Origin of the sequence: Nonomuraea sp. NPDC049028, assembly GCF_043197735.1 — a bacterium.
In the GTDB taxonomy this organism is placed as follows: Bacteria; Actinomycetota; Actinomycetes; order Streptosporangiales; family Streptosporangiaceae; genus Nonomuraea.
The window spans coordinates 350,775-376,972 of the sequence record NZ_JBICTR010000008.1 but is presented as its reverse complement, the minus strand read 5'-3'; the positions used below and the strand labels follow the sequence as shown (position 1 = coordinate 376,972).

At 70.0% G+C, this 26,198-nt stretch carries 31 protein-coding genes; 14 read left to right on the top strand and 17 right to left on the bottom strand.

Going from position 1 to position 26,198, the window contains the following annotated elements:
* Positions 1-153 precede the first annotated feature (153 nt).
* The 4 genes from ACGFJ2_RS32245 (at position 154) to ACGFJ2_RS32230 (ending at position 3,631) form a co-directional block, all read left to right on the top strand.
* On the top strand, positions 154-1,095 hold the full coding sequence (locus tag ACGFJ2_RS32245) for an ATP-binding cassette domain-containing protein (RefSeq protein ID WP_393474656.1): 942 nt from the start codon (positions 154-156) through the stop codon (positions 1,093-1,095).
* Positions 1,096-1,174: 79 nt separating this feature from the next.
* Positions 1,175-1,999, top strand: a complete 825-nt coding sequence (locus ACGFJ2_RS32240; RefSeq protein ID WP_357958120.1) for an ABC transporter permease — start codon at positions 1,175-1,177, stop codon at positions 1,997-1,999.
* 48 nt (positions 2,000-2,047) lie between these two features.
* Positions 2,048-3,166 carry a serine hydrolase domain-containing protein gene (locus ACGFJ2_RS32235; protein WP_393474653.1) on the top strand — a complete coding sequence of 373 codons (1,119 nt, stop codon included), beginning with the start codon at positions 2,048-2,050 and terminating at the stop codon, positions 3,164-3,166.
* Between the two features lie 195 nt (positions 3,167-3,361).
* Positions 3,362-3,631 carry an alpha/beta hydrolase gene (locus ACGFJ2_RS32230; protein ID WP_393474650.1) on the top strand — a complete coding sequence of 90 codons (270 nt, stop codon included), beginning with the start codon at positions 3,362-3,364 and terminating at the stop codon, positions 3,629-3,631.
* Positions 3,632-3,662: 31 nt separating this feature from the next.
* On the opposite strand, the gene ACGFJ2_RS32225 is transcribed toward ACGFJ2_RS32230, so the two are convergent.
* The 3 genes from ACGFJ2_RS32225 to ACGFJ2_RS32215 all read right to left on the bottom strand — a co-directional run bounded on the left by ACGFJ2_RS32225 (position 3,663) and on the right by ACGFJ2_RS32215 (position 7,372).
* On the bottom strand, positions 3,663-5,870 hold the full coding sequence (locus tag ACGFJ2_RS32225) for a hypothetical protein (RefSeq protein ID WP_393474647.1): 2,208 nt from the start codon (positions 5,868-5,870) through the stop codon (positions 3,663-3,665).
* Positions 5,871-5,929: 59 nt separating this feature from the next.
* Positions 5,930-6,793 (bottom strand): LLM class F420-dependent oxidoreductase, encoded by an 864-nt coding sequence (locus ACGFJ2_RS32220; RefSeq protein WP_393474644.1) that lies wholly within the window; start codon positions 6,791-6,793, stop codon positions 5,930-5,932.
* 156 nt (positions 6,794-6,949) lie between these two features.
* Positions 6,950-7,372: a YjdF family protein gene (locus ACGFJ2_RS32215; protein ID WP_393474641.1), complete on the bottom strand. Its 423-nt coding sequence runs from the start codon at positions 7,370-7,372 to the stop codon at positions 6,950-6,952.
* Between the two features lie 169 nt (positions 7,373-7,541).
* Between ACGFJ2_RS32215 and ACGFJ2_RS32210 the strand changes: the two genes are divergently transcribed.
* The gene (locus ACGFJ2_RS32210; RefSeq protein WP_357958104.1) at positions 7,542-8,771 is read left to right on the top strand and encodes a MurT ligase domain-containing protein; all 1,230 of its coding nucleotides are present in this window, start codon (positions 7,542-7,544) and stop codon (positions 8,769-8,771) included.
* Positions 8,761-9,474: a glutamine amidotransferase gene (locus ACGFJ2_RS32205; RefSeq protein WP_357958102.1), complete on the top strand. Its 714-nt coding sequence runs from the start codon at positions 8,761-8,763 to the stop codon at positions 9,472-9,474. Before ACGFJ2_RS32210 ends, ACGFJ2_RS32205 begins: the two co-directional genes overlap by 11 nt.
* A gap of 147 nt (positions 9,475-9,621) precedes the next feature.
* Here ACGFJ2_RS32205 and ACGFJ2_RS32200 read toward each other — a convergent pair whose 3' ends face one another.
* From ACGFJ2_RS32200 to ACGFJ2_RS32190, 3 genes are all read right to left on the bottom strand, one after another.
* Positions 9,622-10,875, bottom strand: coding sequence for an RNA polymerase sigma factor (locus tag ACGFJ2_RS32200; protein WP_393474637.1), 1,254 nt, complete (start codon positions 10,873-10,875; stop codon positions 9,622-9,624).
* 25 nt (positions 10,876-10,900) lie between these two features.
* Complete coding sequence (locus tag ACGFJ2_RS32195; protein ID WP_393475091.1) at positions 10,901-11,305, bottom strand: YciI family protein; 405 nt, start codon at positions 11,303-11,305, stop codon at positions 10,901-10,903.
* A gap of 108 nt (positions 11,306-11,413) precedes the next feature.
* Positions 11,414-11,776, bottom strand: coding sequence for a DsrE family protein (locus tag ACGFJ2_RS32190; RefSeq protein ID WP_357958099.1), 363 nt, complete (start codon positions 11,774-11,776; stop codon positions 11,414-11,416).
* Positions 11,777-11,842: 66 nt separating this feature from the next.
* Here ACGFJ2_RS32190 and ACGFJ2_RS32185 point away from each other — a divergent pair, with 66 nt between their 5' ends.
* From ACGFJ2_RS32185 to ACGFJ2_RS32170, 4 genes are all read left to right on the top strand, one after another.
* A complete protein-coding gene (locus ACGFJ2_RS32185) occupies positions 11,843-12,343 on the top strand; it encodes an FABP family protein (protein ID WP_357958097.1) in 501 nt (166 codons plus the stop codon).
* A 5-nt stretch (positions 12,344-12,348) separates the two neighbouring features.
* A complete protein-coding gene (locus tag ACGFJ2_RS32180; RefSeq protein ID WP_357958096.1) occupies positions 12,349-12,645 on the top strand; it encodes a DUF2470 domain-containing protein in 297 nt (98 codons plus the stop codon).
* Positions 12,646-12,949: 304 nt separating this feature from the next.
* Entirely contained in the window at positions 12,950-13,363 is a 414-nt protein-coding gene (locus tag ACGFJ2_RS32175; RefSeq protein ID WP_357958094.1) for a Fur family transcriptional regulator, read from the top strand.
* Positions 13,364-13,406: 43 nt separating this feature from the next.
* Entirely contained in the window at positions 13,407-14,345 is a 939-nt protein-coding gene (locus ACGFJ2_RS32170; protein ID WP_357958092.1) for a folate-binding protein, read from the top strand.
* A gap of 61 nt (positions 14,346-14,406) precedes the next feature.
* On the opposite strand, the gene dtd is transcribed toward ACGFJ2_RS32170, so the two are convergent.
* Positions 14,407-14,832, bottom strand: coding sequence for a D-aminoacyl-tRNA deacylase (gene dtd, locus ACGFJ2_RS32165; protein ID WP_393474631.1), 426 nt, complete (start codon positions 14,830-14,832; stop codon positions 14,407-14,409).
* Between the two features lie 60 nt (positions 14,833-14,892).
* Here dtd and ACGFJ2_RS32160 point away from each other — a divergent pair, with 60 nt between their 5' ends.
* Positions 14,893-15,801 carry an asparaginase gene (locus ACGFJ2_RS32160; protein ID WP_357958088.1) on the top strand — a complete coding sequence of 303 codons (909 nt, stop codon included), beginning with the start codon at positions 14,893-14,895 and terminating at the stop codon, positions 15,799-15,801.
* A gap of 11 nt (positions 15,802-15,812) precedes the next feature.
* On the opposite strand, the gene ACGFJ2_RS32155 is transcribed toward ACGFJ2_RS32160, so the two are convergent.
* Both ACGFJ2_RS32155 and ACGFJ2_RS32150 read right to left on the bottom strand, forming a co-directional pair.
* Entirely contained in the window at positions 15,813-17,420 is a 1,608-nt protein-coding gene (locus tag ACGFJ2_RS32155; protein ID WP_393474628.1) for a DUF2207 domain-containing protein, read from the bottom strand.
* 63 nt (positions 17,421-17,483) lie between these two features.
* Complete coding sequence (locus tag ACGFJ2_RS32150) at positions 17,484-18,578, bottom strand: FAD-dependent monooxygenase (RefSeq protein ID WP_393474625.1); 1,095 nt, start codon at positions 18,576-18,578, stop codon at positions 17,484-17,486.
* A gap of 110 nt (positions 18,579-18,688) precedes the next feature.
* Between ACGFJ2_RS32150 and ACGFJ2_RS32145 the strand changes: the two genes are divergently transcribed.
* Positions 18,689-19,750 (top strand): TetR/AcrR family transcriptional regulator C-terminal domain-containing protein, encoded by a 1,062-nt coding sequence (locus ACGFJ2_RS32145; protein ID WP_393474622.1) that lies wholly within the window; start codon positions 18,689-18,691, stop codon positions 19,748-19,750.
* A gap of 49 nt (positions 19,751-19,799) precedes the next feature.
* Here the strand turns inward: ACGFJ2_RS32145 and ACGFJ2_RS32140 are convergent, their stop codons facing one another.
* The gene (locus ACGFJ2_RS32140) at positions 19,800-20,534 is read right to left on the bottom strand and encodes an alanyl-tRNA editing protein (RefSeq protein WP_357958081.1); all 735 of its coding nucleotides are present in this window, start codon (positions 20,532-20,534) and stop codon (positions 19,800-19,802) included.
* 195 nt (positions 20,535-20,729) lie between these two features.
* Between ACGFJ2_RS32140 and ACGFJ2_RS32135 the strand changes: the two genes are divergently transcribed.
* Positions 20,730-21,299 carry an SGNH/GDSL hydrolase family protein gene (locus ACGFJ2_RS32135; protein WP_393475088.1) on the top strand — a complete coding sequence of 190 codons (570 nt, stop codon included), beginning with the start codon at positions 20,730-20,732 and terminating at the stop codon, positions 21,297-21,299.
* On the opposite strand, the gene ACGFJ2_RS32130 is transcribed toward ACGFJ2_RS32135, so the two are convergent.
* The 5 genes from ACGFJ2_RS32130 to ACGFJ2_RS32110 form a co-directional block, all read right to left on the bottom strand.
* Positions 21,284-21,652 carry a DUF2516 family protein gene (locus ACGFJ2_RS32130; RefSeq protein WP_357958080.1) on the bottom strand — a complete coding sequence of 123 codons (369 nt, stop codon included), beginning with the start codon at positions 21,650-21,652 and terminating at the stop codon, positions 21,284-21,286. The two genes, ACGFJ2_RS32135 and ACGFJ2_RS32130, sit on opposite strands and share 16 nt — an antisense overlap.
* A 118-nt stretch (positions 21,653-21,770) precedes the next feature.
* Positions 21,771-22,187 carry a hypothetical protein gene (locus ACGFJ2_RS32125; protein WP_357958078.1) on the bottom strand — a complete coding sequence of 139 codons (417 nt, stop codon included), beginning with the start codon at positions 22,185-22,187 and terminating at the stop codon, positions 21,771-21,773.
* 3 nt (positions 22,188-22,190) lie between these two features.
* Positions 22,191-22,682, bottom strand: a complete 492-nt coding sequence (locus ACGFJ2_RS32120) for a helix-turn-helix domain-containing protein (RefSeq protein WP_358205386.1) — start codon at positions 22,680-22,682, stop codon at positions 22,191-22,193.
* A 59-nt stretch (positions 22,683-22,741) separates the two neighbouring features.
* Positions 22,742-23,647: a M56 family metallopeptidase gene (locus tag ACGFJ2_RS32115; protein ID WP_357958074.1), complete on the bottom strand. Its 906-nt coding sequence runs from the start codon at positions 23,645-23,647 to the stop codon at positions 22,742-22,744.
* Entirely contained in the window at positions 23,644-24,006 is a 363-nt protein-coding gene (locus ACGFJ2_RS32110; protein ID WP_225294249.1) for a BlaI/MecI/CopY family transcriptional regulator, read from the bottom strand. Before ACGFJ2_RS32110 ends, ACGFJ2_RS32115 begins: the two co-directional genes overlap by 4 nt.
* Before the next feature lie 54 nt (positions 24,007-24,060).
* Between ACGFJ2_RS32110 and ACGFJ2_RS32105 the strand changes: the two genes are divergently transcribed.
* Positions 24,061-24,564 (top strand): O-acetyl-ADP-ribose deacetylase, encoded by a 504-nt coding sequence (locus tag ACGFJ2_RS32105; RefSeq protein ID WP_393474616.1) that lies wholly within the window; start codon positions 24,061-24,063, stop codon positions 24,562-24,564.
* A 15-nt stretch (positions 24,565-24,579) separates the two neighbouring features.
* Here the strand turns inward: ACGFJ2_RS32105 and ACGFJ2_RS32100 are convergent, their stop codons facing one another.
* Complete coding sequence (locus tag ACGFJ2_RS32100; RefSeq protein WP_393474613.1) at positions 24,580-25,371, bottom strand: class I SAM-dependent methyltransferase; 792 nt, start codon at positions 25,369-25,371, stop codon at positions 24,580-24,582.
* Entirely contained in the window at positions 25,364-26,107 is a 744-nt protein-coding gene (locus tag ACGFJ2_RS32095) for an SDR family NAD(P)-dependent oxidoreductase (protein WP_358205373.1), read from the bottom strand. The genes ACGFJ2_RS32100 and ACGFJ2_RS32095 overlap by 8 nt, the downstream gene beginning before the upstream one ends.
* Between the last annotated feature and the right edge of the window lie 91 nt (positions 26,108-26,198).

The following is a 26,198-nucleotide window of genomic DNA, read 5'->3' as shown; positions in this document are numbered from 1 at the left end:
GCGGCCCGGACCTACGCCGACGCCGACGCCGTCGCGCCGAAGAGATCCTCGGCCTCGACATCACCGACCCCAACCCTCTAGTTGCGTACGTGGTACCCAGTAATTTACTGTGGGCGTTGCAACTGCGTACGAAGTACTCAATTGGGGGGGATCATGGATCCGATCGTGGTCGCCGAGGGGCTGCACAAGTCCTTCGGCGACACCCACGCACTGCGCGGCCTCGACCTGAGCGTCCCGAAAGGCACGGTCTGTGGCGTACTGGGGCCGAACGGCGCGGGCAAGACGACCGCGGTGCGCATCCTGGCGACCTTGTCCGATCCCGATGCCGGGCACGCCCGCATCGCCGGATGCGACGTCGTCCGCGAGGCCGGCAAGGTGCGGGAGAAGATCGGGCTCGCGGGCCAGTACGCCGCCGTGGACGAGAAGCTCACCGGGCGCGGCAACCTGCGCATGTTCGGGCGCCTGTCCCACCTGTCCCGGCGCCAGGCGCACCGGCGGGCCGATGAGCTGCTCGAACGCTTCGGCCTGATGGACGCCGCCGATCGCCAGGTCGCCGGCTACTCCGGCGGCATGCGCCGCCGCCTCGACCTGATCACCAGCCTCATCCTGCGCCCCGAGGTGCTCTTCCTGGACGAGCCGACCACCGGCCTGGACCCGCGCAGCCGCGGTGAGATCTGGGACAGCGTCCGCGAGCTGGTCGCGGACGGCACCACGGTGCTGCTCACCACGCAGTACTTGGACGAGGCCGACCGGCTGGCCGACGACATCGCCGTCATCGACCACGGCCAGGTGATCGCCACGGGCACTCCCGACGAGCTGAAGGCCACCATCGGGGACCGCCTCGACGTCGTCGTCGAAAACCCCGCCGCGCTGCGCCCGGCGGCGACCGCGCTGAACGCCCTGGCCGGGGCCGAACCGACGGTGACGGACGCCGACCGGCTCAGCGTCGCCCTGCCCGGCGGCGGGTTCCGGCTCGCCGACATCGTGCGCGAGCTCGACCGAGCCGGGGTCGCCGCGCTCGACGTCAGCCTGCGCCGCCCCACCCTCGATGAGGTGTTCCTACGCCTGACCGACCGCAAGGAGACCGTCCAATGACCGCCCACACCAACCATCTGATGACCGCCCAGACCAACCATCTGATGATCGCTCGTACCAACCCGCAGAAGACCGTCCGATGACCGCTCTCACCCCGCCGATGGGTCGCCGCCTGCGCTGGACGTTCATAGATGGGCTCACCCTGGTCGGCCGCGAGCTGGGCCGGGTGCGCCAGGAGCCCGGCGAGATCGTCGGTGCGCTGCTCTTCCCGGCCATAGTGGTGGTGCTGTTCGGGTACGTGCTCGGCAGCGCGATCCAGGTGCCGGGCGGCGGTGACTACCGCGAATACCTCATGCCCGGCCTGTTCTCGATGGTGACCTTCACCGCCCTGCAAGGAGTCATGGCGCGCACGGCCGCCGACGCCTCCCGCGGCGTGATGGACCGGTTCCGCTCCATGCCGATGGCCCGGCTGGCGGTGCCGTTCGGGCAGACCGGCGCCGACTCCCTGGTCGGCCTGCCGCTCCTGGCCATCATGGTGAGCACCGGCCTGCTGGTGGGCTGGCAACCGCACCATGGCCTGATCCCCACGGCCGAGGCGTTCGGGCTGATGCTCCTGCTGCGGTACGCGCTGAGCTGGGTGGGCGTCTACGTGGGCCTGGTGGTGAAGAACGAACAGATCGTCGCCCAGGTGGTGGTGCCACTGTTCCTGCCGTTCACCATGCTCTCCAACTCGTTCGTCCCGACCGACGGCATGCCCGGGTGGCTGCGCTTCCTGGCCGATTGGAACCCGGTCAGCGCGCTCACCGCCGCCTCCCGGGAGCTGTTCGGCAACCCGGGCGCCCCCTCCGGCGACGTGGCGTGGCCGCTCGCGCATCCGGCGACCACCGTCCTGCTCTGGTCGGCCGTCCTGCTGGCGGTGTTCGTCCCGCTGTCGCTGCGCGCCTACATGCGCAGAGGACGCTGAACCCCGCTTGGTCTCTTCTGAATCGTTCTCCTCCGGAAAGGCAGCAAAATGACCGACAACACCTACGAAAAGGTGCAGCAGATCCTGGACTCGGCTGTGGCCGAGGACGGCATTCCCGGCATCGTCGCCGAAGTCCATGACGCCGGCAAAACGTGGTTCGGCACCGCGGGCGTGGCCGACCTCGCCACCGGACGCCGCCGTCAGCCCGGCGAATACCTGCACATCGGCAGCTCCGGCAAGGCCTTCACCGCCGCCACGGTGCTGGCCTTGGCGGCCGAAGGCAGGTTGAGCCTCGAGGATCCGGTGAACAAATGGCTGGCCGGTGTCATGGACGCGGGCGGCTACGACGGCAACAAGATCACCATCCGACAGCTGCTCAACCACACCGGCGGCCTGTTCCTCACCGGCCTCGCACCAGAACTACAGCACAGCATCGTCACTCAGCCGGCTCGCGTCTGGACCACCTCCGACCTGCTGAACCTCGCGGTTTCCCAGCCGCCGGTCGGCGAGCCGGGCGAAGGCTTCGTCTACGCCAACGGCGGCTACTACCTGGCCGGCGCGATCATCGAGAAGGTCACCGGCAACAGCTACGCCGCCGAGGTCGAACGCACAGTCATCCGGCCGCTCGGCCTGACCAGCACCTACGTACGGCCCATCACCGACACCAGCTACCCGGACCCGCACCCCCAGGCATACGTCGCCAATATCCTCAAGGAGGGTGTCGACCCGGCATCGCTCACCCCGGAGGACCTGGAGGACTCCGGCCTGCCGCCCATCGACTGCACCGCGCTCAACACCTCATGGGGATGGGCGGCCGGCGGCATCGTCTCCACCACCGCCGATCTGAGCCGTTTCCTCAAGGCGATCGCGACCGGCAGCCTGCTGCCACCGGCCCAGCACCATGAGATGTGGACCATGGTCTCCTCCGGCAGCGTCGTCTGGCTGCCGCACGCCCGCTACGGCCTCGGCGTGATCGAGTTCGACAGTGCGGGGACCAACGGCCTGACGCTGCGAGGCGTGAGCGGCACCCTGCCCGGATCCTTCACCCTCGCGCTGAGCACCGACGACGGCCGGCAGAGCGTCGCCGTCCACACCAACATCGAGCCGAAGAACCTGGACATCCCCATCAAGATCATCAAAGCGGTGTACGGCGTCACCCTGGGCTGACCGGCTGGCCGGACTTGGGAGGCAGTCGTACTGCCATACGAACAGTTGGCTGCTAAGTGTTCGTATGGGCGAGAGCTGCCAACGCTTGTGTCCGAGTGCATCGCCCTGTCGTGGCAGGGCATTCCGGTCAGCTGACCGTAGACGCAGGCTCGTGATCATGAGTGCTCCCCGTGTTGAGGAGGCCCACCGGCCGCTATGCGACCGCGGCACGGGTCGCGCCTCCACGCACGCGGTCGAACTGCAAACCGGCATGCCGGCTTCGAATTAACGATCTCGGGCGGGAGATTGCCCGCGACGCCGCTCGCCTGGGCCGAGAGCCTGGCCAAGGGCATTAAGGGGTCGCGGGTGCTGACCTCCGACGGCGACGGGCACATCGCATATCTGCGCAACGCGTGCGCGAAGGCGAGCATCGACCGCTGCCTGGTCTCCGGGACGCTCCCCGCGCCCGGCACGATCTGCCGCTGAAACTGCCACAGGAGATCGGCCCTCCAACTGATCAACCGAGGCATGGATCGATGCCCGTCGAGCGGAGGCCGGCCGCGAAATCCCGGTCTCCGCCGATCGCCGGGAAGTCGATCAGGTGATCTTGCAGGCGGGCGTGGCGGAACTGATAACTGCCGCCCACCTGCCGGAGCACGCCGTGACGATGGGCATGGTCCAGGAAATCCATCACCCGCCAGGGCAGTTTCTTCCTGAACACCAGCCAGGCGCGGATCAGCATCCACCGCCCCCACGCGGTGCTGCTCACCGCGATCAGGGTGACCCCGATGCCCACTCCGGCGCCGGCCACCAGCGCGGCGCCCAGCCTGGCCGCGGGGTGGGCGAGCATGGCCGCCGCGACGCCGACCATCAGGCCTGCGCCGAGCCCGCCGCCGAACGCCTGGGTCAGCGCGGTGGCGCGGTCCAGATCGAGGAGCGAGCGCGGGCTGATGTTCTCCTCGGGCCCGACCGGCGCGGTCAGGCCCGCGCCCAGCCCGACACCGATCCCTCCGGTGACTCCGGCCACCACGCCGGCCATGAGCCCGATGCCCGAGCCGCCCGTCATGAACCAGAAGACCACCCCGAACACCAGGCCGGAGAACACCCCGACGGTCACTCCCACGAGGACTCCCCTGAGGACATGGCGGCGGCGGCCCTTGATCGGGAGCCGGACCCGGGAAGGCGACGGCCTTCTCTTGAACCCGGAGACCAGGGCCGCCCCGACGCCGACACCGAGCCCGGTCCCGCATCCGGCGACGGTCAGGAACGATCGCCCGAACACGAGCCCCGCCATCAGCCCCATCACAGGTCCCGCCGTCAGCCCCGCGGCGAGCCCGGCCATGAGCTCGAAACCGCCCCGGGGGAGGGTCCGGTGCAGCTCCCACCAGCCGAGATCACGGGTGCCGAGTGCTCTCAGATGCCGGGCGAGGTGCGCGAGCCAGGCCCGAGCCTGATCGTGCTCGTACGCGCGGATGGGCGTCGCGGGGGATCCGGGACGGTCCGGCGGCGGCAGTGAACGTGCCGGATAGACCGTGGGAAGGAACGCGTCGAGCAGGTGGTGTTCGATCGCGGAGCGGTCCGGGAACCTGCCGAGGTCGAGCAGGTCGGACGGCTCGGTGCCAGGAGGCGCGTACGCGGAGAGCGTGAGGGAGACCATCAGCGGAGACGACAGCGATCGGGCGAGCGGGCCGTCGGGGCAGGCCAGGAGATGATCGAACATCGGCCCCCAGCGATCGTCGCCGGTGGGAAGGGCGGCGCGCAGGTGGTCGACGGCGTCCTCGGGTTTGACCGGTTCGATCTCCACGACCGCCGCGTGGGCGAGTGGCTGGCCCTCCGCCGCGACCGCGGCGGCGTACTCCGCGCCGCGACAGGTGATCACCAGCGGACGCTCGTCGATGACGGCTCGATTGATCGCTTTGATCGCTGTCGCGTGCAGACCGCCCGGCATCTCGTCCAAACCGTCGAGTACGAGCATCACCCGCGCGTTGTGGACCAGCCGCCATGCCACGTCGGTGCCGTGGACGTCCTGGTCCGCCAGGAACGGATACTCCTCACGCAGCCGCCTGGCGAACCAGACGTCGAGCCGTTCCCGGGCCGGGTCCCATGAGGACGCGGTCAGCAGGACGGGCACCGGCTCGGCCGGCTCGCGGGTTCGGAGCATGCCGAGGGTGAACAGCAGCGCCAGTACGGTCTTGCCGGCCGCGTGCTCTCCCAGGACCATCAGTTGCTTGCGCGGGAGCTTCCGGAACGCCGCCACCACGTCGCTCAGGCTGCCGTGCAGCCGCAGACGCGTGGGCCGCCCCGGTATCGTCCCCTTGCCCAGCACCGCGATCGGGGAGGCACCGGGACGCCCCGAGGACGACCAGCGCAACTCCAGCGGATCGGGCCGGCCCAGCGTCCGCGTCGCCGCCTCCTCGGTCCACTGGCCGCGAATCCGGTCCGCCAGCCGGGCCACCCACGGATCCAGCGCCCGCACCTCGTCCGCCGGGGAGACGGCGCCGTCGCGCCGAGGCGCGGCGGCCCCCCATCCCAGAGCGGCCACGGACACCAGCAGCGAGACCGCGCCGAACAACAGGCTGCCGACGCTGGCGAGCTTGTCGGCCTTCTCCAGCCGATCGGGCGAACCGAGGAGAAAGAACACGAGCACTGCGGCCACGGCGATCAGAAACGCCGCGCCGCTCACCCACAGCAGTACTGAGCGTCGTGATTTAATTACTCTCCGCACCTGAACATCATCACCCACCGAGGTCCGGGCGGGGGCGGGAACGCCCTGGTCCAGCCCCCTCAGCGTCCGGCCGGGGTGATGGCGGAGATCTGCGTGGCGAGCGCCGCCAGGTGCGCGAGGGAGGAGTCGGCGGCGGCGTCGGGGACGGCGACGATGACGTGGTCGATGCCCAGAGCGGCCAGGTCGCCGCAGCGCTGGACGCTCTCTTCGACGCTCTCGCCGTCGGGGACGCGCATGTGGAGGGTCTTCTCGATCTCCTCGTACTGCCGTCCCAGGCGTTCGCAATGGCCGCGCAGTACGCCGAGCTTGTGCCGTACATCGGCGCCGTGCAGGAAGTTACAGGCGTCGGCGTACTCGGCGACGAGCCGGAGGGTCTTCTTCTCCCCGCTGCCACCGATCAGGATCCGCGGGCGGGCCTGCGGGGAGTTGAGCGTGCGCTCCAGTTGGTAATGAGTGCCCTTGTACGGCTTGTCCTCGTCGCTCCACATCTGTTTGGCGATCTGGAGCGTCTCCTCCAGCCGCTCGAACCGTTCGGCAAGGGGAGGAAAGCGGAGGCCGAGACCTCGGGCCTCCTGCTCGTACCAGCCCGCGCCGATGCCGAGGACGGCGCGGCCGCCGGAGAGCGCGTCGAGCGTGCTGACCTGCTTCACCAGAAACCCGGGCTCACGGTAGACGGCGCCGGTGACGAGGGTGCCGAGCGTGACGCGGCGGGTGAGGGCGGCGGCATAGGACAGCGCGCCGTACGCCTCCAGCATCGGATCCTCCACGGCGCCGAAGTTGGGGATCTGGAAGAAATGGTCCATCACCCACAGGCTGTGCAGCCCCGCCTCGTCGGCGCCGCGGGCGACGGCCGCGAACCTCTCGGCGATGGCGGTGTCGCCGCCGGGCCAGATGAAGCGAGGGCAGGTCAGACCGAGTTTCATCGAATGCTCCTTGAATCGGGGAATGCCTGCCGCAGGATGACGCGTCACTGCGATTTCGGGCATGAAAAAACCCTCCCGCCCGGGTCGCTGGACCCGAGGCCGAGAGGGCTCCGTACGAACGATTATCTCATGGGCCGCGCACGCCCACCGCACGACTCAACGCCCGCGACGGCGTTCGGCGCGTTTGCGATGGGCTACCTCGCGCTTGTGCCGGGCCAGGGCCTCGCGGCGGTCCTTGCGGTCGCCGGTGGCCTCCTGCTTGCGGCTCTCCAGCTCCAGCCGCATGGCCTCCTGCGCGGCCGTACTCCTCGAAGAGACCCGAGCCGCCGCCCGCGCGGCCAGCTTGGCGGCCCGCTTGGGATTGACCCGCCCGCCGCCCCGGGAACCGGCTGGAACGGGCGGCGCGGCCGACGCCTGGGCCAGCAGCGCCAGGCCGTGCCGCATCAGATGCTCGTACAGTTCGGGATCGGTCGGCTCGGCGCCGAATGTGATGCGGGTGGCCCGCAGTTCGCCCTCCTCGACGATCTCCAGCACGCCGACCCAGAACGAGCCGTCGAGATAGACCGACAGCGTCACCATGGTTGCCCTCCAGCGGGTATGCCGAACGACGGCCTGACGAGGCCGCTTCCGGCACACCGGACATCCCTGGAAGGGCGGATACGAGAAGCGTCGCCCGGGCTACCGAACCGGGCCGCGTTTTCGTGTGCCCCACCAGAGTAGAGCCCAACGCCGACTAGGATCCTGTGCCATGACCCAGCTTCCACTGCGGGCTCAGCTCGCGAGCGCCCTGGGCCGCAGTGCCGCCACGCTGTCGAGGATGACCGGGCGCGGCGACGGCTCGGTCATCGGCGGTCGGGTCGGCCTGATGCTCGAGCCCGACCTGCTCCGGCAGCTCGCCCGTGACCGCAGGCTGGCCCTGGTCAGCGCGACCAACGGTAAGACCACGACCACCCGGCTGATCACTTCGGCGCTGCTGGAGCTGGGGGAGGTGGCCACCAACGCGTTCGGCGCCAACATGCCCGCGGGGCACGTCTCGGCGCTCTCCACGCACAAGGACGCCCCCTACGGCGTGCTGGAGGTCGACGAGAAATACCTGCCCGAGGTGCTCGACACCACCGGCGCCGGCGTCGTCTGCCTGATGAACCTCAGCCGCGACCAGATGGACCGCGCGGCCGAGATCTGGCTGCTCGCGCAGAAGTGGCGCAGGGCGCTGTCCGGCAAGCCGACGCACGTCATCGCCAACTGCGACGACCCGCTCGTCACCTGGGGCGCCTCGACCGCGGCCAAGGTGACCTGGGTCGCGGGCGGCCAGCGCTGGAAGGAAGACTCCTGGTGCTGCCCGGAGTGCGGCGGGCCGCTCGATCGTAAGGACGCCGACTGGGCGTGCCGCGAGTGCACGTTCCACCGGCCGGAGCCGCAGTGGGTCCTCGACGACGACGCGGTGGTCGATCCGCGCGGGCAGCGGTGGCTGCTCGACATCCAGCTGCCCGGCCTGGCCAACCGGTCCAACGCCGCGATGGCGCTGGCGGTGGCCGAGGCGTTCGGGCTGTCGGTCGAGCGGGCGCTGCCCCGGCTGCGCGAGGTCACCTCGGTCGCGGGCCGCTACACCACCGTCGAGCGCGACGGCCGCCACGCGCGGCTGCTGCTGGCCAAGAACCCGGCCGGCTGGCTGGAGGCGTTCGACGTCTCCGACCCCCAGCAGCCGATCATCCTCTCGGTCAACGCGCAGGGGCCCGACGGGCGTGACACCTCCTGGCTGTGGGACGTCGACTATCGGATCCTGCGCGGCCGCCCGGTGTTCGTCACCGGTGAGCGGCGGCTGGACCTGGCGCTCCGGCTCGACGTGGCCGACGTGCCGTTCTCGCTCTGCGGCAGCTTCACCGAGGCGCTGGCCATGCAGCCGCCGGGCCGGGTCGACGTGATCGCCAACTACACCGCCTTCCAGCAGATCCGATCGGAGTTCGGTCGTGCCGTCTGACAGCGCCCTTCGCATCGTCTGGATCTATCCTGACCTGCTGAGCACGTACGGTGACCAGGGCAACGTGCTCGTCCTGGAGCAGCGCGCCCAGCGCAGGGGGATCGAGACCGAGACCATCTACGTGCGCTCGGCCGACCCGGTGCCGGAGAGCGGCGACATCTACCTCATCGGCGGCGGCGAGGACCGCCCGCAGATCCTCGCGGCGGAGCGGCTGCGCAAGGACGGTGGCCTGCACCGCGCGATCGCGCGGGGCGCGGCGATGCTCGCGGTCTGCGCCGGTTACCAGATCATGGGCAGTACGTTCGGCGGCGAGGAGGGCCAGCCGGTCGACGGCATCGGCGTGCTCGACATCGCCAGCTCCCGCGGCCCCTCCCGGGCGGTCGGCGAACTGGTCGCCGAGGTGGACGCCGAGCTGGGCCTGCCGACGCTGACCGGCTTCGAGAACCACATGGGAGTCACCCGCCTGGGGCCGGGCGTCAAGGCGCTGTCCCGGACGACCGTGGGAGTGGGCAACGGCGACGGCTTCGAGGGGTGTTACGCGGGGCACATCGTCGGGACCTACCTGCACGGGCCGGCGCTGGCGCGCAACCCGGCGCTCGCCGACCTGCTGCTCTCCTGGCGCGCGGGCGACCTGGCCCCGCTCGACGACACCCGCTACGAGCAGCTCCGGCGAGAGCGTCTGGCCGCCGTACTCGGCAGCTGACTTCTACGGTTTTTACAACCAGTCGGTTTTACGGCACAGCACGGTGGGCCCCAGTCGCCGACCATGGTTGGGCGCCTCCAGGGATACGGCCGCTGAGCCCGCACAGGGCCGGGCGCCGTTACGACGTCTTCTTAGCCGCCCGCGTGGTCAAGTTCTTGGTCGTCGCGTGGTCAGTGCGCCGGCCTTGGCGTGCAGGTAGCGCTGTTGTTGGAGGCTGCTCGTGCGCTGTGCGGCCGCTTCGTACGACTCGCGGGCCGCCCGGTGGTCGCCGGACATCTCCAGCAGGTGGGCCCGGACCGCGTGCAGCCGGTGGTCTTCGGCTATCCGGGGGTCGTGTGCCAGCTTTTCAAGCAGGGCCAGTCCCGCTCCTGGGCCGTCGACCATGGCGACCGCCACGGTGTGGTTGAGCGTTACCACCGGGTTGTCGGACAGGCGCATCAGCACCTCGTACAGGGCCTTGATCTGGGGCCAGTCGGTCGCCGCCGCGGTCGGCGCCTCGTCGTGCAGGGCGGCGATCGCCGCCTGGAGCTGGTACGGGCCGGTCGGGCCGCGGGGGAGGGCTCCGGTGATGAGGGCTATGCCTTCGGTGATGTAGGCGGTGTTCCAGAGGGTTCGGTCTTGTTCGGCCATGGGGATCAGGGAGCCGTCCGGGCCCGTACGCGCCGGTCTGCGGGCGTCGGTGAGGAGCATGAGGGCCAGCAGGCCCGCCACCTCGGAGTCGTCCGGCAGCAGCCGGTTGACCAGGCGGGTCAGACGGATCGCCTCGGTGGTCAGCTCGGTGCGGTGGAGGGCCGGGCCCGAGGTGCTGGCGTAGCCCTCGTTGAAGATCAGGTAGAGGACGTGCAGGACCGCCGCGAGCCGTTCCGCGCGGTCCTGGCCGGAGGGCATGCCGAAGGGGAGGCCGCTCTCCTTGATGCGGTGTTTGGCCCTGGTTATCCGCCGGGTCATAGTCGCTTCCGGGACCAGGAACGCCCTGGCGATCTCCGCGGTCGTCAGGCCGCCGACGGCCCGCAGGGTGAGCGCGATCTGCGACGCGGGCGACAGCGAGGGGTGGCAGCACATGAACAGCAGGATGAGCGTGTCGTCGGACTCCGACGCCGGCCGGTCCGCGGCGGGGGCCAGCCACTGGTCGGGCAGCGTCCAGCGCGAGACGGTGTCCTCGCGGTGCCGGCGGGCCTGCTCGGCGCGCAGCAGGTCGGTCAGCCGGCGTGCGGCGACGGTGATCAGCCAGCCGCGCGGGTTGTCCGGCAGGCCCTCCTCGGGCCACTGCAGGGCGGCTGCGAGCAGCGCCTCCTGCGTCGCGTCCTCGGCCGTCGCGAAGTGCCCGTAACGACGTACCAGCGCGCCGAGAACCTGCGGCGCCAGCCCGCGCAGCAGGTCCTCGATCTCGCCCCCGGTCACAGCGGCTTCTCAGCCTTGCCGCCGGTCACAGCTCCTCGTAGCCTCCGGCGATCGGTCGTACGTCCACGTGCCAGTCGTGGATCAGGGTCGCGTTCGCGGGGTGGGGAGTGTCGGCCAGTTGCGCGGCGATCTCGGTGGCCCGGTCGAAGCTCTCGCACTCGACGATCGTGTAACCGGCCAGGACCTCCTGCGTCTCGGAGTAGGGCCCGTCGGTCACGACCGGAACCCCGTCCTTGAGCTCGACCCTCCTGGCGAGCACGGGCGCGCTCAGGCCCTGGGCGTCCACGAACTCCCCGGACTCGACCAGGGCGTGGTTCCACGCCTCCATGAAGGCGTGCAGCGCCGCGACGTCCTCCCCGGACCAGACCGGGGTGTCCGGCTTTCCGGACAGATTGTCGTAGTCGCGCTGCGTGCCGCTCATCATGATCATGTACTTCACGATCTCTCCTCTCGGCCGGCACCGCTCCCGGTGCCGTACACCAGAGACGTCGGAACCACCGCGCCGCCCCGGACACGCGCGCCGGAGGTTTCTCCGCGGTCAGTACACGAGAGCCTGCGCGCCCTCCGCCACGGCCTCCTCGACGAAGGTGGAGGCGCCGGCGATGCGGATGCCGTCGATGAGATCGTCGACCGTGAGGTCTCGCCGGGCCGCGCACTGGGTGCACACCGTCACCCGGCCGCCCGCCAGGACGGCGTCCAGCAGGTCCGTGAGCGGAGCGGCGTGGGCCAGATTGAACTCCTTGGCCCTGCCCGGCACCGCGAACCAGGAGGACTCGCCGGTCAGCCAGAGAGAGACCGGAACGCCGCTCGCCAGCGCGGTGGCCGCGACCGTGAACGCCTGGTTGCAGCGCTCCGGGGCCTCGGCGCCGGCGGTCACCTTGATCACCAGTGATCGTGCCATGTCCGTCACCCTAGACCCCTTCCCACCGGACGTCTTCACCGCGGGCGGCCAGTACAGTTTGGTGTCATGGAAGATGCTGAGGTCCAGGTGCCGGTGCATCCCGATCTGGAGCACATCGCGTTCCTGATCGGCCGCTGGGAGGGCGCCGGTGTCGGGGGATATCCGACGATCGAGAGCTTCAACTTCGGTCAGGAGATCGAGTTCAGCCACAACGGCAAACCGTTCCTGTCGTACGTGAGCCGCACCTGGCTGCTCGACGAGGACGGCAACCGGGTCAGGCCGCTCGCCACCGAGTCCGGCTACTGGCGGCCGCAGCCCGACCGGCAGCTCGAGGTGCTGTTGGCGCATCCGACCGGCATCGTGGAGATCTACATCGGCGAGGTCGTCTTCCACAAGATCGAGCTGCGCACCGACGTGGTGGCGCGCACCGCCTCGGCCAAGGAATACACCGCGGCCACCCGCCTGTACGGGCTGGTCAAGGGCAACCTCATGTGGGCCTATGACATGGCCGCGGTCGGGCACCCGCTCACGTCGCACATGTCGGCGGAGCTCAAGAAGGTAGCTTGATCCATATGAGCACCCCGTTCACCGCCGAGGCGGTCGAGGCGATCAAGCGGCACATGAACGACGACCACCCCGACGACGCGCTGATCATCGTGCGCGGGCTGGGCGGCCGGCCCGCCGCGACGACGGCGGCCACCAGCGGGGTCGACGCCGAGGCGATCGAGTTCACGATCGACGGCGGCGAGCGGGTCAGGGTGCCGTGGGGAGAGACGCTGACCGAACGCCCCCAGGTGCGCATGGCCGTCGTCCGCCTCTATCGCGAAGCCTGCGACAAGCTGGGCATCCCGGCCCGCGGCGAACACTGACCACGCGCGGGAACCGGGGGCATGAAAAAGGGCCCCAGGCGGCGTTCCGCTCGTGATCGAGCGGGTCGGATGGACCATGGACAGGAAAACCATCCCCGCCCTCCGACTGCCAGGGGCCCCGGTGGTTGCCTCGAATTCGCTAAGCAGACGCGAGACAACAGTCCGCATCGTTAGCGGACAACCACCTCGCTAGTCCAACTATGAATCACCATTGTTTGGACCACCTCCTTTCGGCGTACCCCAGAAGTTATGCGCTCGGTCGCGGACGGGGCAAGCGATTAATACTCGGTCGTAGACTCGGGGCATGACGGAGACGCAGTGGCACGAAGAACTCCGCGCCAAGGGCTACCGGGTGACCCCTCAGCGACAGCTCGTGCTGGAGGCGGTCAAGTCGCTTGAGCACGCCACACCCGAAGAGATCTCCGTCAAGGTGCGCGAGACGGCCCGTGGCGTCAACATCTCGACCGTCTACCGCACGCTGGAGCTGCTCGAAGAGCTCGGCATGGTCACCCACACCCATCTGAGCCACGGCGCCCCCACCTACCACCTGGCGGCGGACGCCGACCATCTGCACCTGGTCTGCCGGGGCTGCGGCGAGGTCGGCGAAGTGCGTCCCGAGCTCGCGGACGGGCTGGTCAAGGGGCTGGACAGCGAGATGGGCTTCGTGGCCGACGTACGCCACCTGACCGTCTTCGGCCGCTGCAGCAAGTGCCGATAGGCCGTCTTCGGTCGCCGTCGCAACTGCCGATAACCTGGAAGGCATGCGCAGCCCTCTGCTCGATCTCCCCGGTGCCGTTCCCGCCGACGGCCCCGACTCCGACGTGGCCGCCCACTACGGTGACCTGTTCGCCGAACAACGGGCGCTCGTCAAGGGCGAGGCGGTGGTCGACCGCAGCAACCGCGAGGTGGTCCGTGTCTCCGGAGCCGACCGGCTGAAATGGCTCAACGACCTGACCTCGCAGAAGCTCGACACGCTGACGCCCGGCGAGTGGACGCAGACGCTCGACCTCGATCTCCAGGGCCGGGTCCTGCACCACCTGACGCTGGTCGACGACGGCGAGGCCGTGCTGGCCCACGTCGAGCCGGGCACCGCCGACAGCCTGGTCGCCTATCTCGACCGGATGCGGTTCATGCTCCGCGTCGAGGTCTCGCGCGCCGACGACCTGGCGGTGCTCTCGTCCGCCACCGAGGACTTCCTGGTGCCGCGCGCCGAACTGCCCGACCATCTGGGCAAGCCGCTGGCCGGGCTCTGGGCGTACGAGGCGCTCCGCATCGAGGAGCACCGGCCCCGGCTCGGCTTCGACACCGACCACAAGACGATCCCGCACGAAGTGGGCTGGATCGGCACCGCCGTACACCTCACCAAGGGCTGCTACCGAGGTCAGGAGACGGTCGCCCGCGTCCACAATCTGGGGCATCCGCCGCGGCGGCTGGTGTTCCTGCACCTTGACGGCAGCGTCGACACGCTGCCGGCGCACGGGGCGCCGGTGATCTTCGAGAGCCAGGAGGTGGGCGTCGTCGGCTCCGCCGCCCGCCACCACGAGCTGGGCCCGATCGCGCTGGCCACGGTCAAGCGGACGGTGCCGGTCGACGCGCCCTTGCTCGCGGGCGGCGTCGCCGCCGCCCAAGAGGTCATCGTCCCCCCGGACGCGGGCCGCAACGTCACCATCGACCCGGCGATGCGCCGCCGCCTCCGCTGAACCGGCTTGCCCTTCTTGCCGATCGCCTAGAAGGGCTCGAGGTCGGGGGCGGAGACTGTGTTCACACGTCCACCACGAGCGTGATCGGGCCGTCGTTGACCAGGGACACCTTCATGTCCGCGCCGAACCGGCCCGTCTCCACGTGGGCTCCCAGCGCCCGGAGTTCGTCCACCACGGCGTCCACCACCGGCTCGGCGACCGGTCCTGGAGCGGCGGCCTGCCAGGTGGGCCGCCTGCCCTTGCGGGCGTCGCCGTAGAGAGTGAACTGGCTGATCACCAGAAGCGGCGCCGACACGTCGGAGCAGGACTTCTCGCCATGCAGGATGCGCAGCCCCCAGAGCTTGGCGGCGAGCTTGCGCGCCTCGGCGCGGGTGTCCGAGTGCGTGACGCCGACCAGCACGAGCAGGCCCGGCTCGTCGATCGCTCCGACGGTCACCCCGTCGACCACCACCGACGCGGTGCTGACTCGCTGTACGACTGCTCGCATAAGACCTCATTCTGGCCCAGGTCAAAAGGCTTCGTAGACTCATGCCGAAAGGGGAGGCGAATGTCGCTGGTTGTCGAGGTTGTCCGGTCCGGATTCGTGGAGTCGACCCATCACGTGCGCATGCTCACCGTGGACGCCGCGGGCGATCCGGTCGCGGTGCACGGCGCGGTGCACGTGCCGGCCTCGCCGCGCTCGGCCATGAAGCCGTTCCAGGCGGTCGGCATGCTCCGCGCCGGGCTCGCGCTCGACGGCGAACTCCTCGCGCTGGCCTGCGCCTCCCACTCCGGAGAGCCGTACCACGTCGACGGCGTGCGGAAGATCCTGGCGGAGGCCGGACTGACGGAGTCGGCGCTGCTCTGCCCCGAGGATTACCCCGCCGACCGGGCGGCGACCGACCTGGGCCGCGTCTACATGAACTGCTCCGGCAAGCACGCCGCCATGCTCGCCACCTGTGTGCTGAACGACTGGCCGCTCGCCACTTACCTGGAGCCGACGCACCCGCTGCAGCGGACGATCCGCCGCACGGTGGAGGAGCTGACGGGCGAGCGGGTCGCGGCCTCGGGCGTGGACGGGTGCGGCGCGCCGCTGTTCTTCGTCTCGATGGTGGGCGTGACGCGAGCCTTCCGCGCGCTGGCTCTGGGGGAGGCGGGCTCGTACGAGCGGCGGATCTTCGACACCATGCGCGCGCATCCGGAGTGGACGTCCGGCACGATCAGGCCGGAGACCGAGCTGATGCGGGCCCTGCCGGGGCTGATGGTCAAGGTGGGCGCGGAGGGGTTCAACGCGTTCGTGTTCGAGGACGGGCGGGCGGGCACCGTCAAGGTCGAGGACGGCGCGCAGCGGGCCCGCACGCCCGCCACGGTGACGGCGCTGCGCTCGCTCGGCCTGGACGCCCCGGAGCTGGACACGATGGCCCGCCCGCCGCTGATGGGCGGCGGGCGCGCCGTGGGCGAACTACGCCTCCGCTAAGCGCTGGGCTCCTACAACGTGCGGAACTGGCGGCTGGCCGAGATGGCGCCTGAGGTCGTCGTGGTGAACGTACGCATCGACCCGGCGAACTTGGACAGGTCCCACTCAGCCGGGCCGTGATACCAGTACAGGTTGTCGGACTGGGGCCCGTTGCCGGTGACCGAGGCGACGACCCGGGACCAGTGCTCCACGCCATCGAAGATCACCGCGTACGGGAGATAGCGGGAGAACAGCTCCACCCGGTGCTGTTCGGGCACCTCGCCGAGGTCACCGGAGAACAGGTACTCGCGGAAACTCATCGTGTGCGCCAGCGCGGCCGACCCCTTGGCGGTCTTGGCGGGCATGTACTGGCCGCCGACCGCCAGAGCGCCGCCGGCGATGATCAGCGCCAGGCCCAGCAGGCCGTACGTGGTGAACCAGGCGAGCGCCACGGTGGCCAGCAGGCCCACACCGATGAGCAGCACGCCGATGACCGTCCAGCGGGTCCGCTCGGTGTCGGGACGGCGGGCGAACCAGCCCTGCGTCACCACGTCGGCGTAGAGGGCGTCGCGGACCTTGCCCAGGTGACTGGCGAACGAACCGGACATCTGAGACAGCAGCACCATGTCGCGCCCGTCGAAGATGGCGTCGTACAGCGCCCGCTCGTACGGCAGCAGCGTGTTGACCGGCGCGTTCGGCAGCCTGACCAGCGTCCAGTCGGGCGCGTCGTAGGTCTGCCGCGGCTGCTCGTCGATGCGCAGGTAACCGCGGACCGCGAGGTCCACGATCGTCGCGGTGACGTCGACCACGTCGGCCTGTTCGTCCACCAGTGTGCCGATCTGGCCGGGCCGGACACCGTCGGGCGGGGAGAAGCGTCCGTTCTGCACGGGGGCGACCGAGTTGCGCTCGTGGCCAGCGGCCCTGGAGTCGCGTCCGCGCGTCCAGTAGAGCAGGCCGACGCCGCCGAGCAGGAGGACCAGCAGGGCGGCCAGCGCGCCGCCGGTGACGCCGTTCAGCGTGAACGCGCCGGCCAGCGAGAAGCGCCGCTCCAGGATCGGCGCGCCGCTGGTGGAGCCCTTGGCGTAGCCGACGACCACGGTCAGCGCCTGGCCGGGGCCCACGTTCTGCTGCTCGAAGGCGGCCTCGGTGGCGCCGTGGTCCATGGACGCGGACGTACAGCCGATGGCCGAGGTCAGCTCACCGGCGAAGCACGACAGGTTCTGCACCTGGCCGGGACCGCTCACCTTGACCGTCGCCTTGGTGACCGGCTCGCTCCAGCCGTTCACCGCGAACCAGCGCAGCTCCTCGATGGCACCCGCGGGCGTCACGGCCCCCTTGACGTCGTACTCGACGGTTCCGGGCCCCTTCATGGTCAGCACGTCGCCGGCGAGTGTGCCGCCCTTGACGTTCGAGATCTGGTACAGCCGGTCATTGTCGTCGTCGAAGCGGGTCCTGGTGAGGAACGTCCGCTTGAGCTCCCCCGAGCCGCCGCTGATCTTCTCGACCACGTGCAGTGTGCCGTTCTTGGCGAGGCTCATGGTCACCTCGTCGGTGATCCCGGCCGCCGCCGTGGCGGGGACGGCGGTCAGCGACAGAGCGACGGCCCCCAGTATGGCCAGCGTGCGCCTGATACCCGTCATGGCGGCACATCGTAGCGGTTCGTCCTCCTTGGAGGCGTACGGGCGTCTTCCGACCAGGCTGGATCAGTCGAGGGCGATGCCGTTGGCGGCCCGCTGGACGTTCTCCGGGGCCGCGCCCTGGCCGGGGTTCTCCAGGGCGAGGGCCTGGTTGAGCTCGGCGAACGGCCGCATCCGCGCCTCATAGCGGTCGAACGCGCCGTGCGGGTCCCTGGACAGCTCCTGGGCCAGTACGTACGCGCCCACCATCGCCAGGCTGGTGCCCTGGCCCGACAGCGGCGAGGCGCAGTAGCCGGCGTCGCCGACCAGCGTCACCCGGCCCTCGGACCAGCGCTCCATCCGGATCTGCGCCATCGCGTCGAAGTAGAAGTCGTCGGCCGCCCACAGCGCCTTCAGCAGCCGGGGCGTCTCCCAGCCCAGCCCGGAGCAGCGCTCCTCGATGAGCCGCTTCTGCTGCTCGATGTCGCGGTAGTCGTAGGCGACGTCCTCGCCACCGAAGCCGATGTTGACCCTGATCGAGGCATTGCCGGTGGCGGTGTAGAGGCCGAACCCCGCGTCGCCCTCGCGGTGCCACACCTGCCAGCGGTCCAGGTCGAGGAAGTTGTCGGCGCTGTAGATCGCCACGTACATGCCCAGGTGGTGAATGAACCGCGACTCCTCGCCGAACACCAGCCCGCGCACGTTCGAGTGCAGGCCGTCGGCGCCGACCACGTAGTCGAAGCGCCGCCGCACGCCGCTCTCGAACGTCACCTGGACCCCTTGGCCGTTCTGGTGGAGCGCCGCGATCGAGTCGCCATAGAGGTATTCGACGCCGCTGCCCGAGGCGGCGATGACGAGCGCGGTCAGGTCGTCGCGCATGATCTCGATGTCGGGGCTGTCCAGCCGGCCGCCGCTGATCGTCTCCTCGGTGGTGCGCATCAGCTCGTTGCCGTCGCCGTCGACCATCGACATGCCGCGCATGTCGGTCTTCATGGCTCGTGCCTGCTCCAGGATGCCCATGCGCTCGGCCACCTCCAGGGCGGCTCCCCGGATGTCGATCGCCTGGCCGCCTCGGCGGGGGGCGGGGGCGCGTTCGACGACGGTCACCTCGAAGCCGTGCTCGCGCAGCCAGTAGGCCAGGACGGGTCCGCCGATGCTGGCGCCGGAGATGAGGACGTTCATGGGATCTCCCTTTTGTTGACGCTGTACGAGGTGAATGTACGGCGTACAGACAGGCTTTGCAACTGGGATTCTGCTAATCTCTGTACTAGTACAGGGGTGGAGGAGGCCGGGTGGTTGGGGAAGCGGTGCCGCCGTACGTGCGGATCGTCGACGACATCAAGCGCCGGATAGCGGACGGCGAGTTGCGGGTCGGGGAGCGGGTGCCCTCCACCAGGCAGCTGGCGAGGGACTGGGACGTGGCTCTGGCCACGGCCGCCAAGGCGCTGGCCCGGCTCGCGCAGGAAGGCGTGGTCGTGGCCGAGTCGCGCGTCGGCACGGTCGTCGCCGGACCCTCGGCCCGGTCACCACGTCGGCCGCACGGCGACCCCCATGACCCCAGTCGAGAGCCGACGCGAGGCCCCGCCCCTGATGCGGTCTCCCGCGATCCGGGCCACGATCTGGGCCGTGACCCGGGCCGTGACCCGGGCCGTGACCTGGGCCGTGACTCCGCGCGTGATCTGACGCGGGAGCGGGTCGTGCGGACCGCCGTCGAGATCGCCGACGCCGAAGGGCTGTCCGCGCTGTCCATGCGCGGCGTCGCGGGTCGGCTCGGCGTGGCCACGATGTCGCTCTACCGCCATGTGGGCAGCAAGGACGACCTGGTCGAGCTGATGATCGACCAGGTGTTCGGCGAATACCCGCTCCCCGCCGAGCCGCCGCCCGGCTGGCGGGCCCGGCTGGAGGTGGCGGCCCGCGTGCAGTGGGCGGCCTACCGGCGGCACCCATGGCTCACCCGGATCACCTCGCTGAGCCGGCCGCTGCCGTCACCCAGCCTGCTCAAGCACGCCGAATGGGCGCTGGCGGCGGTCGACGGCCACGGCCTCGACCCGGAGAGCATGATGCACGTGCACATCCTGATGTACAGCTACGTCGAGGGGATCGCCGCCAACTTCGAGCTGGAGTCTCAGGCGCAGGCCGAGACCGGCCTCACGGACGACGAATGGATGCGGGCCCAGGACGCGCGGCTGACGGCCGTCGTCACCTCGGGCGCCTATCCCACGTTCGTCGATGTCATCCGCCGGATGGGGGGCGACTTCGACTTCGATCTCGACCGGCTCTTCGAGTTCGGTCTGCGATCGCTGCTCGACGGCCTGGCCGGGATCATCGAAGGCGCGGGCCGAGCCAGGTCGTGATCAGCCCGCGAGCGCGATGCGGAGACGCTGGTCCTGCGGCGCGGAGACGTCAGTCCGAGATCGCGATGCGGAGGCGGCGGAAGCCGCGGCCCTTGCTCTCGATCTTGGCGACCTTGATGCGCCCGATCTGCTTCGTCGAGGCGACATGCGTGCCCCCGTCGGCCTGGGTGTCCAGCCCGACGATGTCGACGATCCTGACGTCCTCCACATGCTCCGGCACCAGGTTGGTCGCCGTCCGGATGATGTCCGGGATGTCGAACGCCTCCTTGCGCGGCAGCACCCGTACGTCGATCCGCCGGTCCGCGACGATCTCGGCGTTGCACGCGTCCTCGACCGCCTCCTTGAAGCCCGGCGGCAGCTCCGGCAGGTTGAAGTCCATCCGCGCGCTCAGCTCGTCCATGTTGCCGCCCGTCACCAGCGAGCCGTAGTCGCGGAAGACGACGCCGCACAGGACGTGCAACCCCGAGTGGGTACGCATCAGGGCGGAACGCCGCGCGTCGGCCACCGCCCCCTGAACGACCGTGCCCACCGGCGGGACCGGATCGCCCTCTGCCGGAATCAGGTGCAGATCATCGCCTTTGCGCACTCCGACGATCCGAGTTTCCACCCCCTGCCAAAGCAGAACTCCGTGATCCGCCGGCTGGCCGCCTCCGCCCGGATAGAATGCCGACTTGCTCAGCACGATTCCGTCGGGTGTGGAGTCAAGGACGACGGCCTCGAAGTCGCGCAGGTCCTGATCCGACAATTCGAGCCGTTCTGTCCGCCCGTGGAGGTCATGAGTCATGTCGGCAGCTTAATCCCCGAGGTGGTTATGCGCGGCCTGCTGGATCGAGCCCTGATCGCACCGGCTGTCGCGATATTGGGGATTTGTTGTGCGATATCGGGATGTGGTGGTGGGGCTGGTGAACCTTGGCCGAGCCCGGCGCAGCTTCATTCTGAGTCGCCTCTGCCGCGGAGCGGGCCGGCCGCACCCGTCGTGATGTTCGTCGGCGACAGCTTCACGGTCGGCTCCGGCCCGGTGCCGCTCTGGCGGACCTACGCCGCCGAGTCGGCCCGGCTGCTCGGCTGGCAGCCGGTCATCGCGGGCGCGGGCGGCACCGGCTATCTCAACCAGGGCCGCGTCGGGCGTACGTTCCAGGAGTCGTTCGAGGCCGAGCTGGCCTGGCGCCCCGCGCCCGACACGCTGATCATCTCAGGCGGCCACAACGACAACCCCTGGTCGCCGACGAGCGTACGGCGAGCGGCGGCGAGCCTCATCTCCGAGGCGCGGACCCACTGGCCGAGAACCCGGATCCTCATGATCGGCCCTATCTGGCTGCACGACACCCCACGCAAGGCCTATCGGCTGCGTGACGCGCTGTCAGGCCTGGCCCAGCAGGAAGCAGTCCCCTTCCTGGACCCGCTCGCCGAGCAGCGGATCACCGGAACCCCGCCCGGCCAGCTGCTCCCCGACGGCATCCATCCGACCGCCGAGGGCCACTTCCACCTGGCCCAATGGCTGGCCGACGCCATCGGCCGCCTACCCGGGAAGGATCACCAAGGTCCGTAGGGGCCGTTGTTGCCACCGCGCCCGCCCATGCCCTTGACGGCGGGCTTGACATCGACGACGTAGACCGTCGCCGCGATGACGGCGATGATCGAGAAGAACCCCAGCCCGATCCCGAGGAACTCGCTGCCCCCAAGGAACATGAAGGCCTGGAAGTAGGACCACGCGCCCGCGGCGGAGAACAGCGTGGCCAGGATCAGGATGATCAGCCAGAGGTTTTTCTGCAGCTTGCCGGCCGACACGAACGCGTTGGCCGGCACCCGCGCCGCGTGCACCAGCGCATAGACCGACATGCCGAAGATGCCGGCCGCGAGCAGCAGGAAGAGAAGATTCAAGCCGCCGTTGACAATTTCCATGTGAGTCCCGCCCAACCCTCGCGATGAAACGGCCCCAGCCTAGTAGGCGCCCCCGACAAACGGGCACCCCCGAAGCGGAAAGCCCACCTCCGTGCGGAGGTGGGCTTTCGGCGTGGTGTCAGGCCTTGGGCGTGGTGGCCTTGGTGGTGCGGGGCTTCTTGACGGGGGTGGCGACGGCCGGCTCGGCGGCCTCCGACACCTCCTCCAGCTCCAGCGCGGCCTCGCCGGTCGTCTTGCTGACGACCTTGCGCCCGCGGGTGGCGAAGTCCTCGTAGACCTCGGTGGCCAGCACGGTCAGCTGGTCGGCGTAGGTGCGCGCCTTCTCGGGGAACTCCCTGGCGAAGCCCTCGGCCTTGTCGGCGTAGGTGCGGGCCTTCACGGGCAGGTCCTTGGCGATCTCAGCGCGCCGGGACTGCAGCTTCAGCAGCTGCTCGGGCAGCTCCCGCAGCTTCTCCACCGCGTAGTCGCCCGCACCCGCCACGGCGTAGAAAGGCTTGGAGTCGGTGAGCTTCTTGACCTCAGTGGCCAGCGTCATGGGTTAACCTTCCTTGGTTTCCTGGTTGGCGGTGCCATTGCCGGTGGACGCCGCGAAAGGCTCAAGCGCGGCGAGATATTCCTCAGGCAGCGGCTCGTCGTCCGATTCGGAGTCGTGCCGGAGATGAGCGTTCTGGGAGGTCTGCTCGTCTTCGGCGCGCTTCTCCTTGCGAAACGACTCGTAGATATCGATGAGCACCTGGCGTTGCCGCCCGCTCAGGTTCGCGTCGGCGCGAATCGCGGTGATGACATCACTCGGCGGCTCGCGATCCTCGATCAGGCCCGCCTGCACATAGAGCGCTTGCGATGAAATGTGCAGACCCTTGGCGATCTGGTTGAGGATCTCCGCGCTCGGCTTCCGCAGACCGCGCTCGATCTGGCTGAGGTAGGGGTTGGACACCCCTGCGGCCGCCGCGAGCTGGCGCAGCGAGATCTTCGCCTGCTGCCGCTGCTCGCGGATGTATTCGCCGATCGAGCCGACCTTCGGTAGTGCCATGCCTCTAGTGTGCCCCAGAGTGCTTGCAATTGCAAACGCAAAGCTAACGCCAGCAAGCGCTAAAACTGGATGGTCCAGAGGAACGGGGTGGCGGTGACCAACGTGACGGACAGGGCGAGGATGCTGAAGCGCATCGTGGTGGGCAGTGCGGGACCCGGCTTGATCAGGCGATCCACCCGGGCCATGACGTTCTGGGCGCGTACGCCGAGCATGCCCTGCGGGGTCGGCATGGCGCCGGCCGTACCGAACCTGAGCAGGGCGGTGGCCAGCCTGCGCGGCGAGCAGTAGCGGCGCGCGCGGTCGTCGGCGGCCATCTCGATGAGCAGCTCGACCTGCGCCTGCGCCTCGCAGACCACCTTGGACCAGGGCAGGGCCCGGCGCAGGGCGGCGAACGGCAGCAGCACCAGGTCGTGCCGCTCCCGTACGTGCGCGGCCTCGTGCGCGAGCACGGCCGTGAGCTCGTCGTGCGAGAGCAGCTTGAGCGCCCCCTCGCTGACCACCACCTGCGAGCGCAGCCCCGGCACGCAGTAGGCCGCCGCGCTCGGATGGTCGAGCACCCGCACGCCGGGCACGCCCGGGTCGTCGCGGGCGATCAGCGCGAGCAGCACGCGGTGCCGCCTGCGCGCCTGCAGCGCCTGCACGCCGGCGGTGATCAGCACCACGATGAGGACGGTTAGTGAGGTCAGCCCGGCGATCATCGCCGTCATGTGCAGCGGATCCCAGGTCCCGCGCGGCCGCTCGCCGCTCAGGAAGGCCGCCATGCCCGGCAGGATGCCCAGCCCGGAGGGCTGCACGGCGTACGCCAGCATGGCGCCGGTCGTGGCCAGGCCCCAGGCCACGCCCAGGGACTGCCAGAGGATGATGGCGATCCGAGGGGCACGAGACGTCCAGCGGGCAGTCGTGAGACGCCAGGAGCCGAGCCCGCACGCGAGGGCGAGCGCTGCCAGCGTCGCTGCCGTGGTCACTCTTCCTCCAGCTCCAGCTCCGTGAGAGCCCTGCGCAGGATCTCCGCCTCAGAGCCGGACACGGCCTGGGCGAAGCGGGTGAGGGCGGCCGAGCGGTCGCCCGTCAGGTCCAGAGCTTCCAGCATAAGCTCAGCGATGTACGCGTCGCGGCTCGCCGCCTGCTCGTAGCGCCAGGCGCGGCCGTCTCGGGTCCGCTGGAGGAACCCCTTGCGGGTCAGACGGTCGAGGACGGTCATGACGGTGGTCGGGGCCAGATCGCGGTCGGCTATGAGCCTGCCGACCTCACGGGCCGTCAGCGGGCTGCTCCCCGCCCAGATGATGTCCATGATGCTGCGTTCGAGCTCGCCAAGACCCTTCACACTCTTCAGCGTAGTACTACACAGCGTCGAGCAGCCATCCGGGATGCTGGTGAGATGGACGTCACGCTCGTACAGGGGGACATCACCGCGCAGACGGTTGACGCGATCGTCAACGCCGCCAACTCGTCGCTGATGGGCGGGGGCGGGGTCGACGGCGCGATCCACCGGCGGGGTGGGCCGGAGATTCTCGCCGAATGCCGGGCGTTGCGGACGTCCCACTACGGCAAGGGACTGCCGGCCGGGCAGGCCGTGGCCACGACCGCCGGACGGCTCGACGCCCGCTGGGTGATCCACACCGTCGGGCCGGTCTATTCGCGGACCGATGACCGCTCCAAAGTCCTGGCCTCGTGTTATCGCGAGTCGCTCCGGGTGGCCGACTCACTGGGGGCCCGATCGGTGGCCTTTCCCGCGATCTCGACCGGCATCTATGGGTGGCCACTGGACGACGGCGCCCGCATCGCGCTGCGCACTGTGCGGGAGGTTTCCACAGCTGTGGACGAAGTGCGGTTCGTCCTGTTCGACGCGGTCGCTTACGCGGCCTTCTCCGCCGCTCTTTAGTCAGCCGCTCTTTAGTCACAGGGGCGCCACGGAGTCCCAGGGGAGGGTCAGTTCGCCGAGGCGCCATCTGGCCGTGCCGCCGAGCGGTGGATGCCGGTGGATGGGCCAGGAGTTCGCCAGCAGGTCCATGGCGGCCAGCCAGCGTTGCCGGCGGCCGTGGGCGCCGTACGGGGCGGTTCTCGCCCAGGCGCGGTCGAAGTCGCTCAGGAACGCATGGATGCGCTCACCGGGGACGTTGTGGTGGATGAGGGTCTTCGGCAGGCGGTCGGCCAGGTCCGAAGGGCGGTCGAAGGCGTCGAACCTGGCCGAGAGGGTGAGCGTGCGCGGGCCGTCCCGATCCAGACCGGCCCAGATCGCCCGGTGGCCGCTCTCCGAGCAGGTGCCCTCCACCAGGACGCCGCCGGGGGCCAACCGGCCGCGCAGCGCCTCCCAGTAGCGCCAGGCGTCGGCCTCGCCGTACTGCCTGAGGACGTTGAAGGCCCGGATCAGCAGCGGGGGACGCGAGACCGGCAGTTCGAAGCCGCCCAGGGCGAAGCTCAGCCCGGCACGCTCGTACGGCTTGGCCAGGGCGACCCGCGCGGGGTCGATCTCGATGCCCACCACCTCGATGTCCGGGCTGATCCGCCGCAGGCGGGTGAACAGCTCCAGCGTGGTGGTGTGGGAGGCGCCGTAGCCGAGGTCCACGGCCAGCGGCCGGACGGCGCCGCGCAGCAGACGGCCATGCGCGGCGGCGATCCACCGGTCGGCGCGCCGCAGCCGGTTGTGCCCGGTCGTGCCCCTGGTGATCGAACCGACCGGCCTAGCCACCGACGCGGTGCACCCGGTGCTGGGCGGCCTGGGCGCGCGGGCGCATGACCAGGCGGTCGATGTTCACGTGCGCGGGCCTGGTGACGCACCACACGATCGCGTCGGCCACGTCGTCGGAGCTCAGCGGATCCGGCACGCCCTGGTAGACGCGGGCGGCCGCCGTCTCGTCGCCGCGGAAGCGGGTCACCGCGAAGCCCTCGCTCTGGACCATGCCCGGCGCGATCTCCACGACGCGTACGGGCTGCCCGACCAGCTCCAGCCTGAGCGTCTCGGCCATCGACCGCTGCGCCTGCTTGGCGGCCACGTAGCCGCCCCCGCCCTCGTACGCCACCAGCCCCGCGGTCGAGGTGAGCATCACCAGCACCCCGTCGCCCGACTCGACGAGCATGGGCACCAGGGCCTGCGTCATCCGCAAGGATCCGAGGACGTTGGTGTCGTACATCCGCTGCCAGTCGTCGAGCCGCCCCTCGGCCACCGGCTCCATGCCGAGCGCGCCACCGGCGTTGTTGACCAGCACGTCGCACCGGTCGAGCGAGGCCGCCAGCGCGTCCACCGACTCCTGAGAGGTCACGTCCAGGGACACGGGGCGGATCCCGGGCACCTCGGCGGCCAGCTTGTCCAGCCGGTCCCGACGTCGCGCGCCCGCCACCACGTCGTAGCCCTCGGCGGCCAGCCGCCGCGCCGTCGCCTCACCGATCCCGCTGCTCGCGCCCGTCACCACAGCTGTCTTCTTCATGGCACACATCTTGCCAGCACTGCCCATGACACCCCGCTTGTCGGGAATGTCGGGATGTTCTGCATAGTTGTACTGCGTTTGGAGGTGGTGT

Bases quoted from the DNA above. Each gene is read 5' to 3' on its own strand.
- ACGFJ2_RS32160 (WP_357958088.1), top strand. From the start codon at position 14,893: ATGTCGCTGGTTGTCGAGGTTGTCCGGTCCGGATTCGTGGAGTCGACC.
- ACGFJ2_RS32185 (WP_357958097.1), top strand. From the start codon at position 11,843: ATGGAAGATGCTGAGGTCCAGGTGCCGGTGCATCCCGATCTGGAGCAC.
- ACGFJ2_RS32215 (WP_393474641.1), bottom strand. From the start codon at position 7,372: ATGGTGACGCTGTCGGTCTATCTCGACGGCTCGTTCTGGGTCGGCGTG.
- ACGFJ2_RS32120 (WP_358205386.1), bottom strand. From the start codon at position 22,682: ATGGCACTACCGAAGGTCGGCTCGATCGGCGAATACATCCGCGAGCAG.
- ACGFJ2_RS32240 (WP_357958120.1), top strand. From the start codon at position 1,175: ATGACCGCTCTCACCCCGCCGATGGGTCGCCGCCTGCGCTGGACGTTC.
- ACGFJ2_RS32125 (WP_357958078.1), bottom strand. From the start codon at position 22,187: ATGACGCTGGCCACTGAGGTCAAGAAGCTCACCGACTCCAAGCCTTTC.
- ACGFJ2_RS32210 (WP_357958104.1), top strand. From the start codon at position 7,542: ATGACCCAGCTTCCACTGCGGGCTCAGCTCGCGAGCGCCCTGGGCCGC.
- ACGFJ2_RS32230 (WP_393474650.1), top strand. From the start codon at position 3,362: ATGCGACCGCGGCACGGGTCGCGCCTCCACGCACGCGGTCGAACTGCA.
- ACGFJ2_RS32135 (WP_393475088.1), top strand. From the start codon at position 20,730: ATGTTCGTCGGCGACAGCTTCACGGTCGGCTCCGGCCCGGTGCCGCTC.
- dtd (WP_393474631.1), bottom strand. From the start codon at position 14,832: ATGCGAGCAGTCGTACAGCGAGTCAGCACCGCGTCGGTGGTGGTCGAC.
- ACGFJ2_RS32155 (WP_393474628.1), bottom strand. From the start codon at position 17,420: ATGACGGGTATCAGGCGCACGCTGGCCATACTGGGGGCCGTCGCTCTG.
- ACGFJ2_RS32245 (WP_393474656.1), top strand. From the start codon at position 154: ATGGATCCGATCGTGGTCGCCGAGGGGCTGCACAAGTCCTTCGGCGAC.
- ACGFJ2_RS32220 (WP_393474644.1), bottom strand. From the start codon at position 6,793: ATGAAACTCGGTCTGACCTGCCCTCGCTTCATCTGGCCCGGCGGCGAC.
- ACGFJ2_RS32140 (WP_357958081.1), bottom strand. From the start codon at position 20,534: ATGACTCATGACCTCCACGGGCGGACAGAACGGCTCGAATTGTCGGAT.
- ACGFJ2_RS32190 (WP_357958099.1), bottom strand. From the start codon at position 11,776: ATGGCACGATCACTGGTGATCAAGGTGACCGCCGGCGCCGAGGCCCCG.
- ACGFJ2_RS32170 (WP_357958092.1), top strand. From the start codon at position 13,407: ATGCGCAGCCCTCTGCTCGATCTCCCCGGTGCCGTTCCCGCCGACGGC.
- ACGFJ2_RS32095 (WP_358205373.1), bottom strand. From the start codon at position 26,107: ATGAAGAAGACAGCTGTGGTGACGGGCGCGAGCAGCGGGATCGGTGAG.
- ACGFJ2_RS32130 (WP_357958080.1), bottom strand. From the start codon at position 21,652: ATGGAAATTGTCAACGGCGGCTTGAATCTTCTCTTCCTGCTGCTCGCG.
- ACGFJ2_RS32105 (WP_393474616.1), top strand. From the start codon at position 24,061: ATGGACGTCACGCTCGTACAGGGGGACATCACCGCGCAGACGGTTGAC.
- ACGFJ2_RS32175 (WP_357958094.1), top strand. From the start codon at position 12,950: ATGACGGAGACGCAGTGGCACGAAGAACTCCGCGCCAAGGGCTACCGG.
- ACGFJ2_RS32235 (WP_393474653.1), top strand. From the start codon at position 2,048: ATGACCGACAACACCTACGAAAAGGTGCAGCAGATCCTGGACTCGGCT.
- ACGFJ2_RS32180 (WP_357958096.1), top strand. From the start codon at position 12,349: ATGAGCACCCCGTTCACCGCCGAGGCGGTCGAGGCGATCAAGCGGCAC.
- ACGFJ2_RS32150 (WP_393474625.1), bottom strand. From the start codon at position 18,578: ATGAACGTCCTCATCTCCGGCGCCAGCATCGGCGGACCCGTCCTGGCC.
- ACGFJ2_RS32195 (WP_393475091.1), bottom strand. From the start codon at position 11,305: ATGATCATGATGAGCGGCACGCAGCGCGACTACGACAATCTGTCCGGA.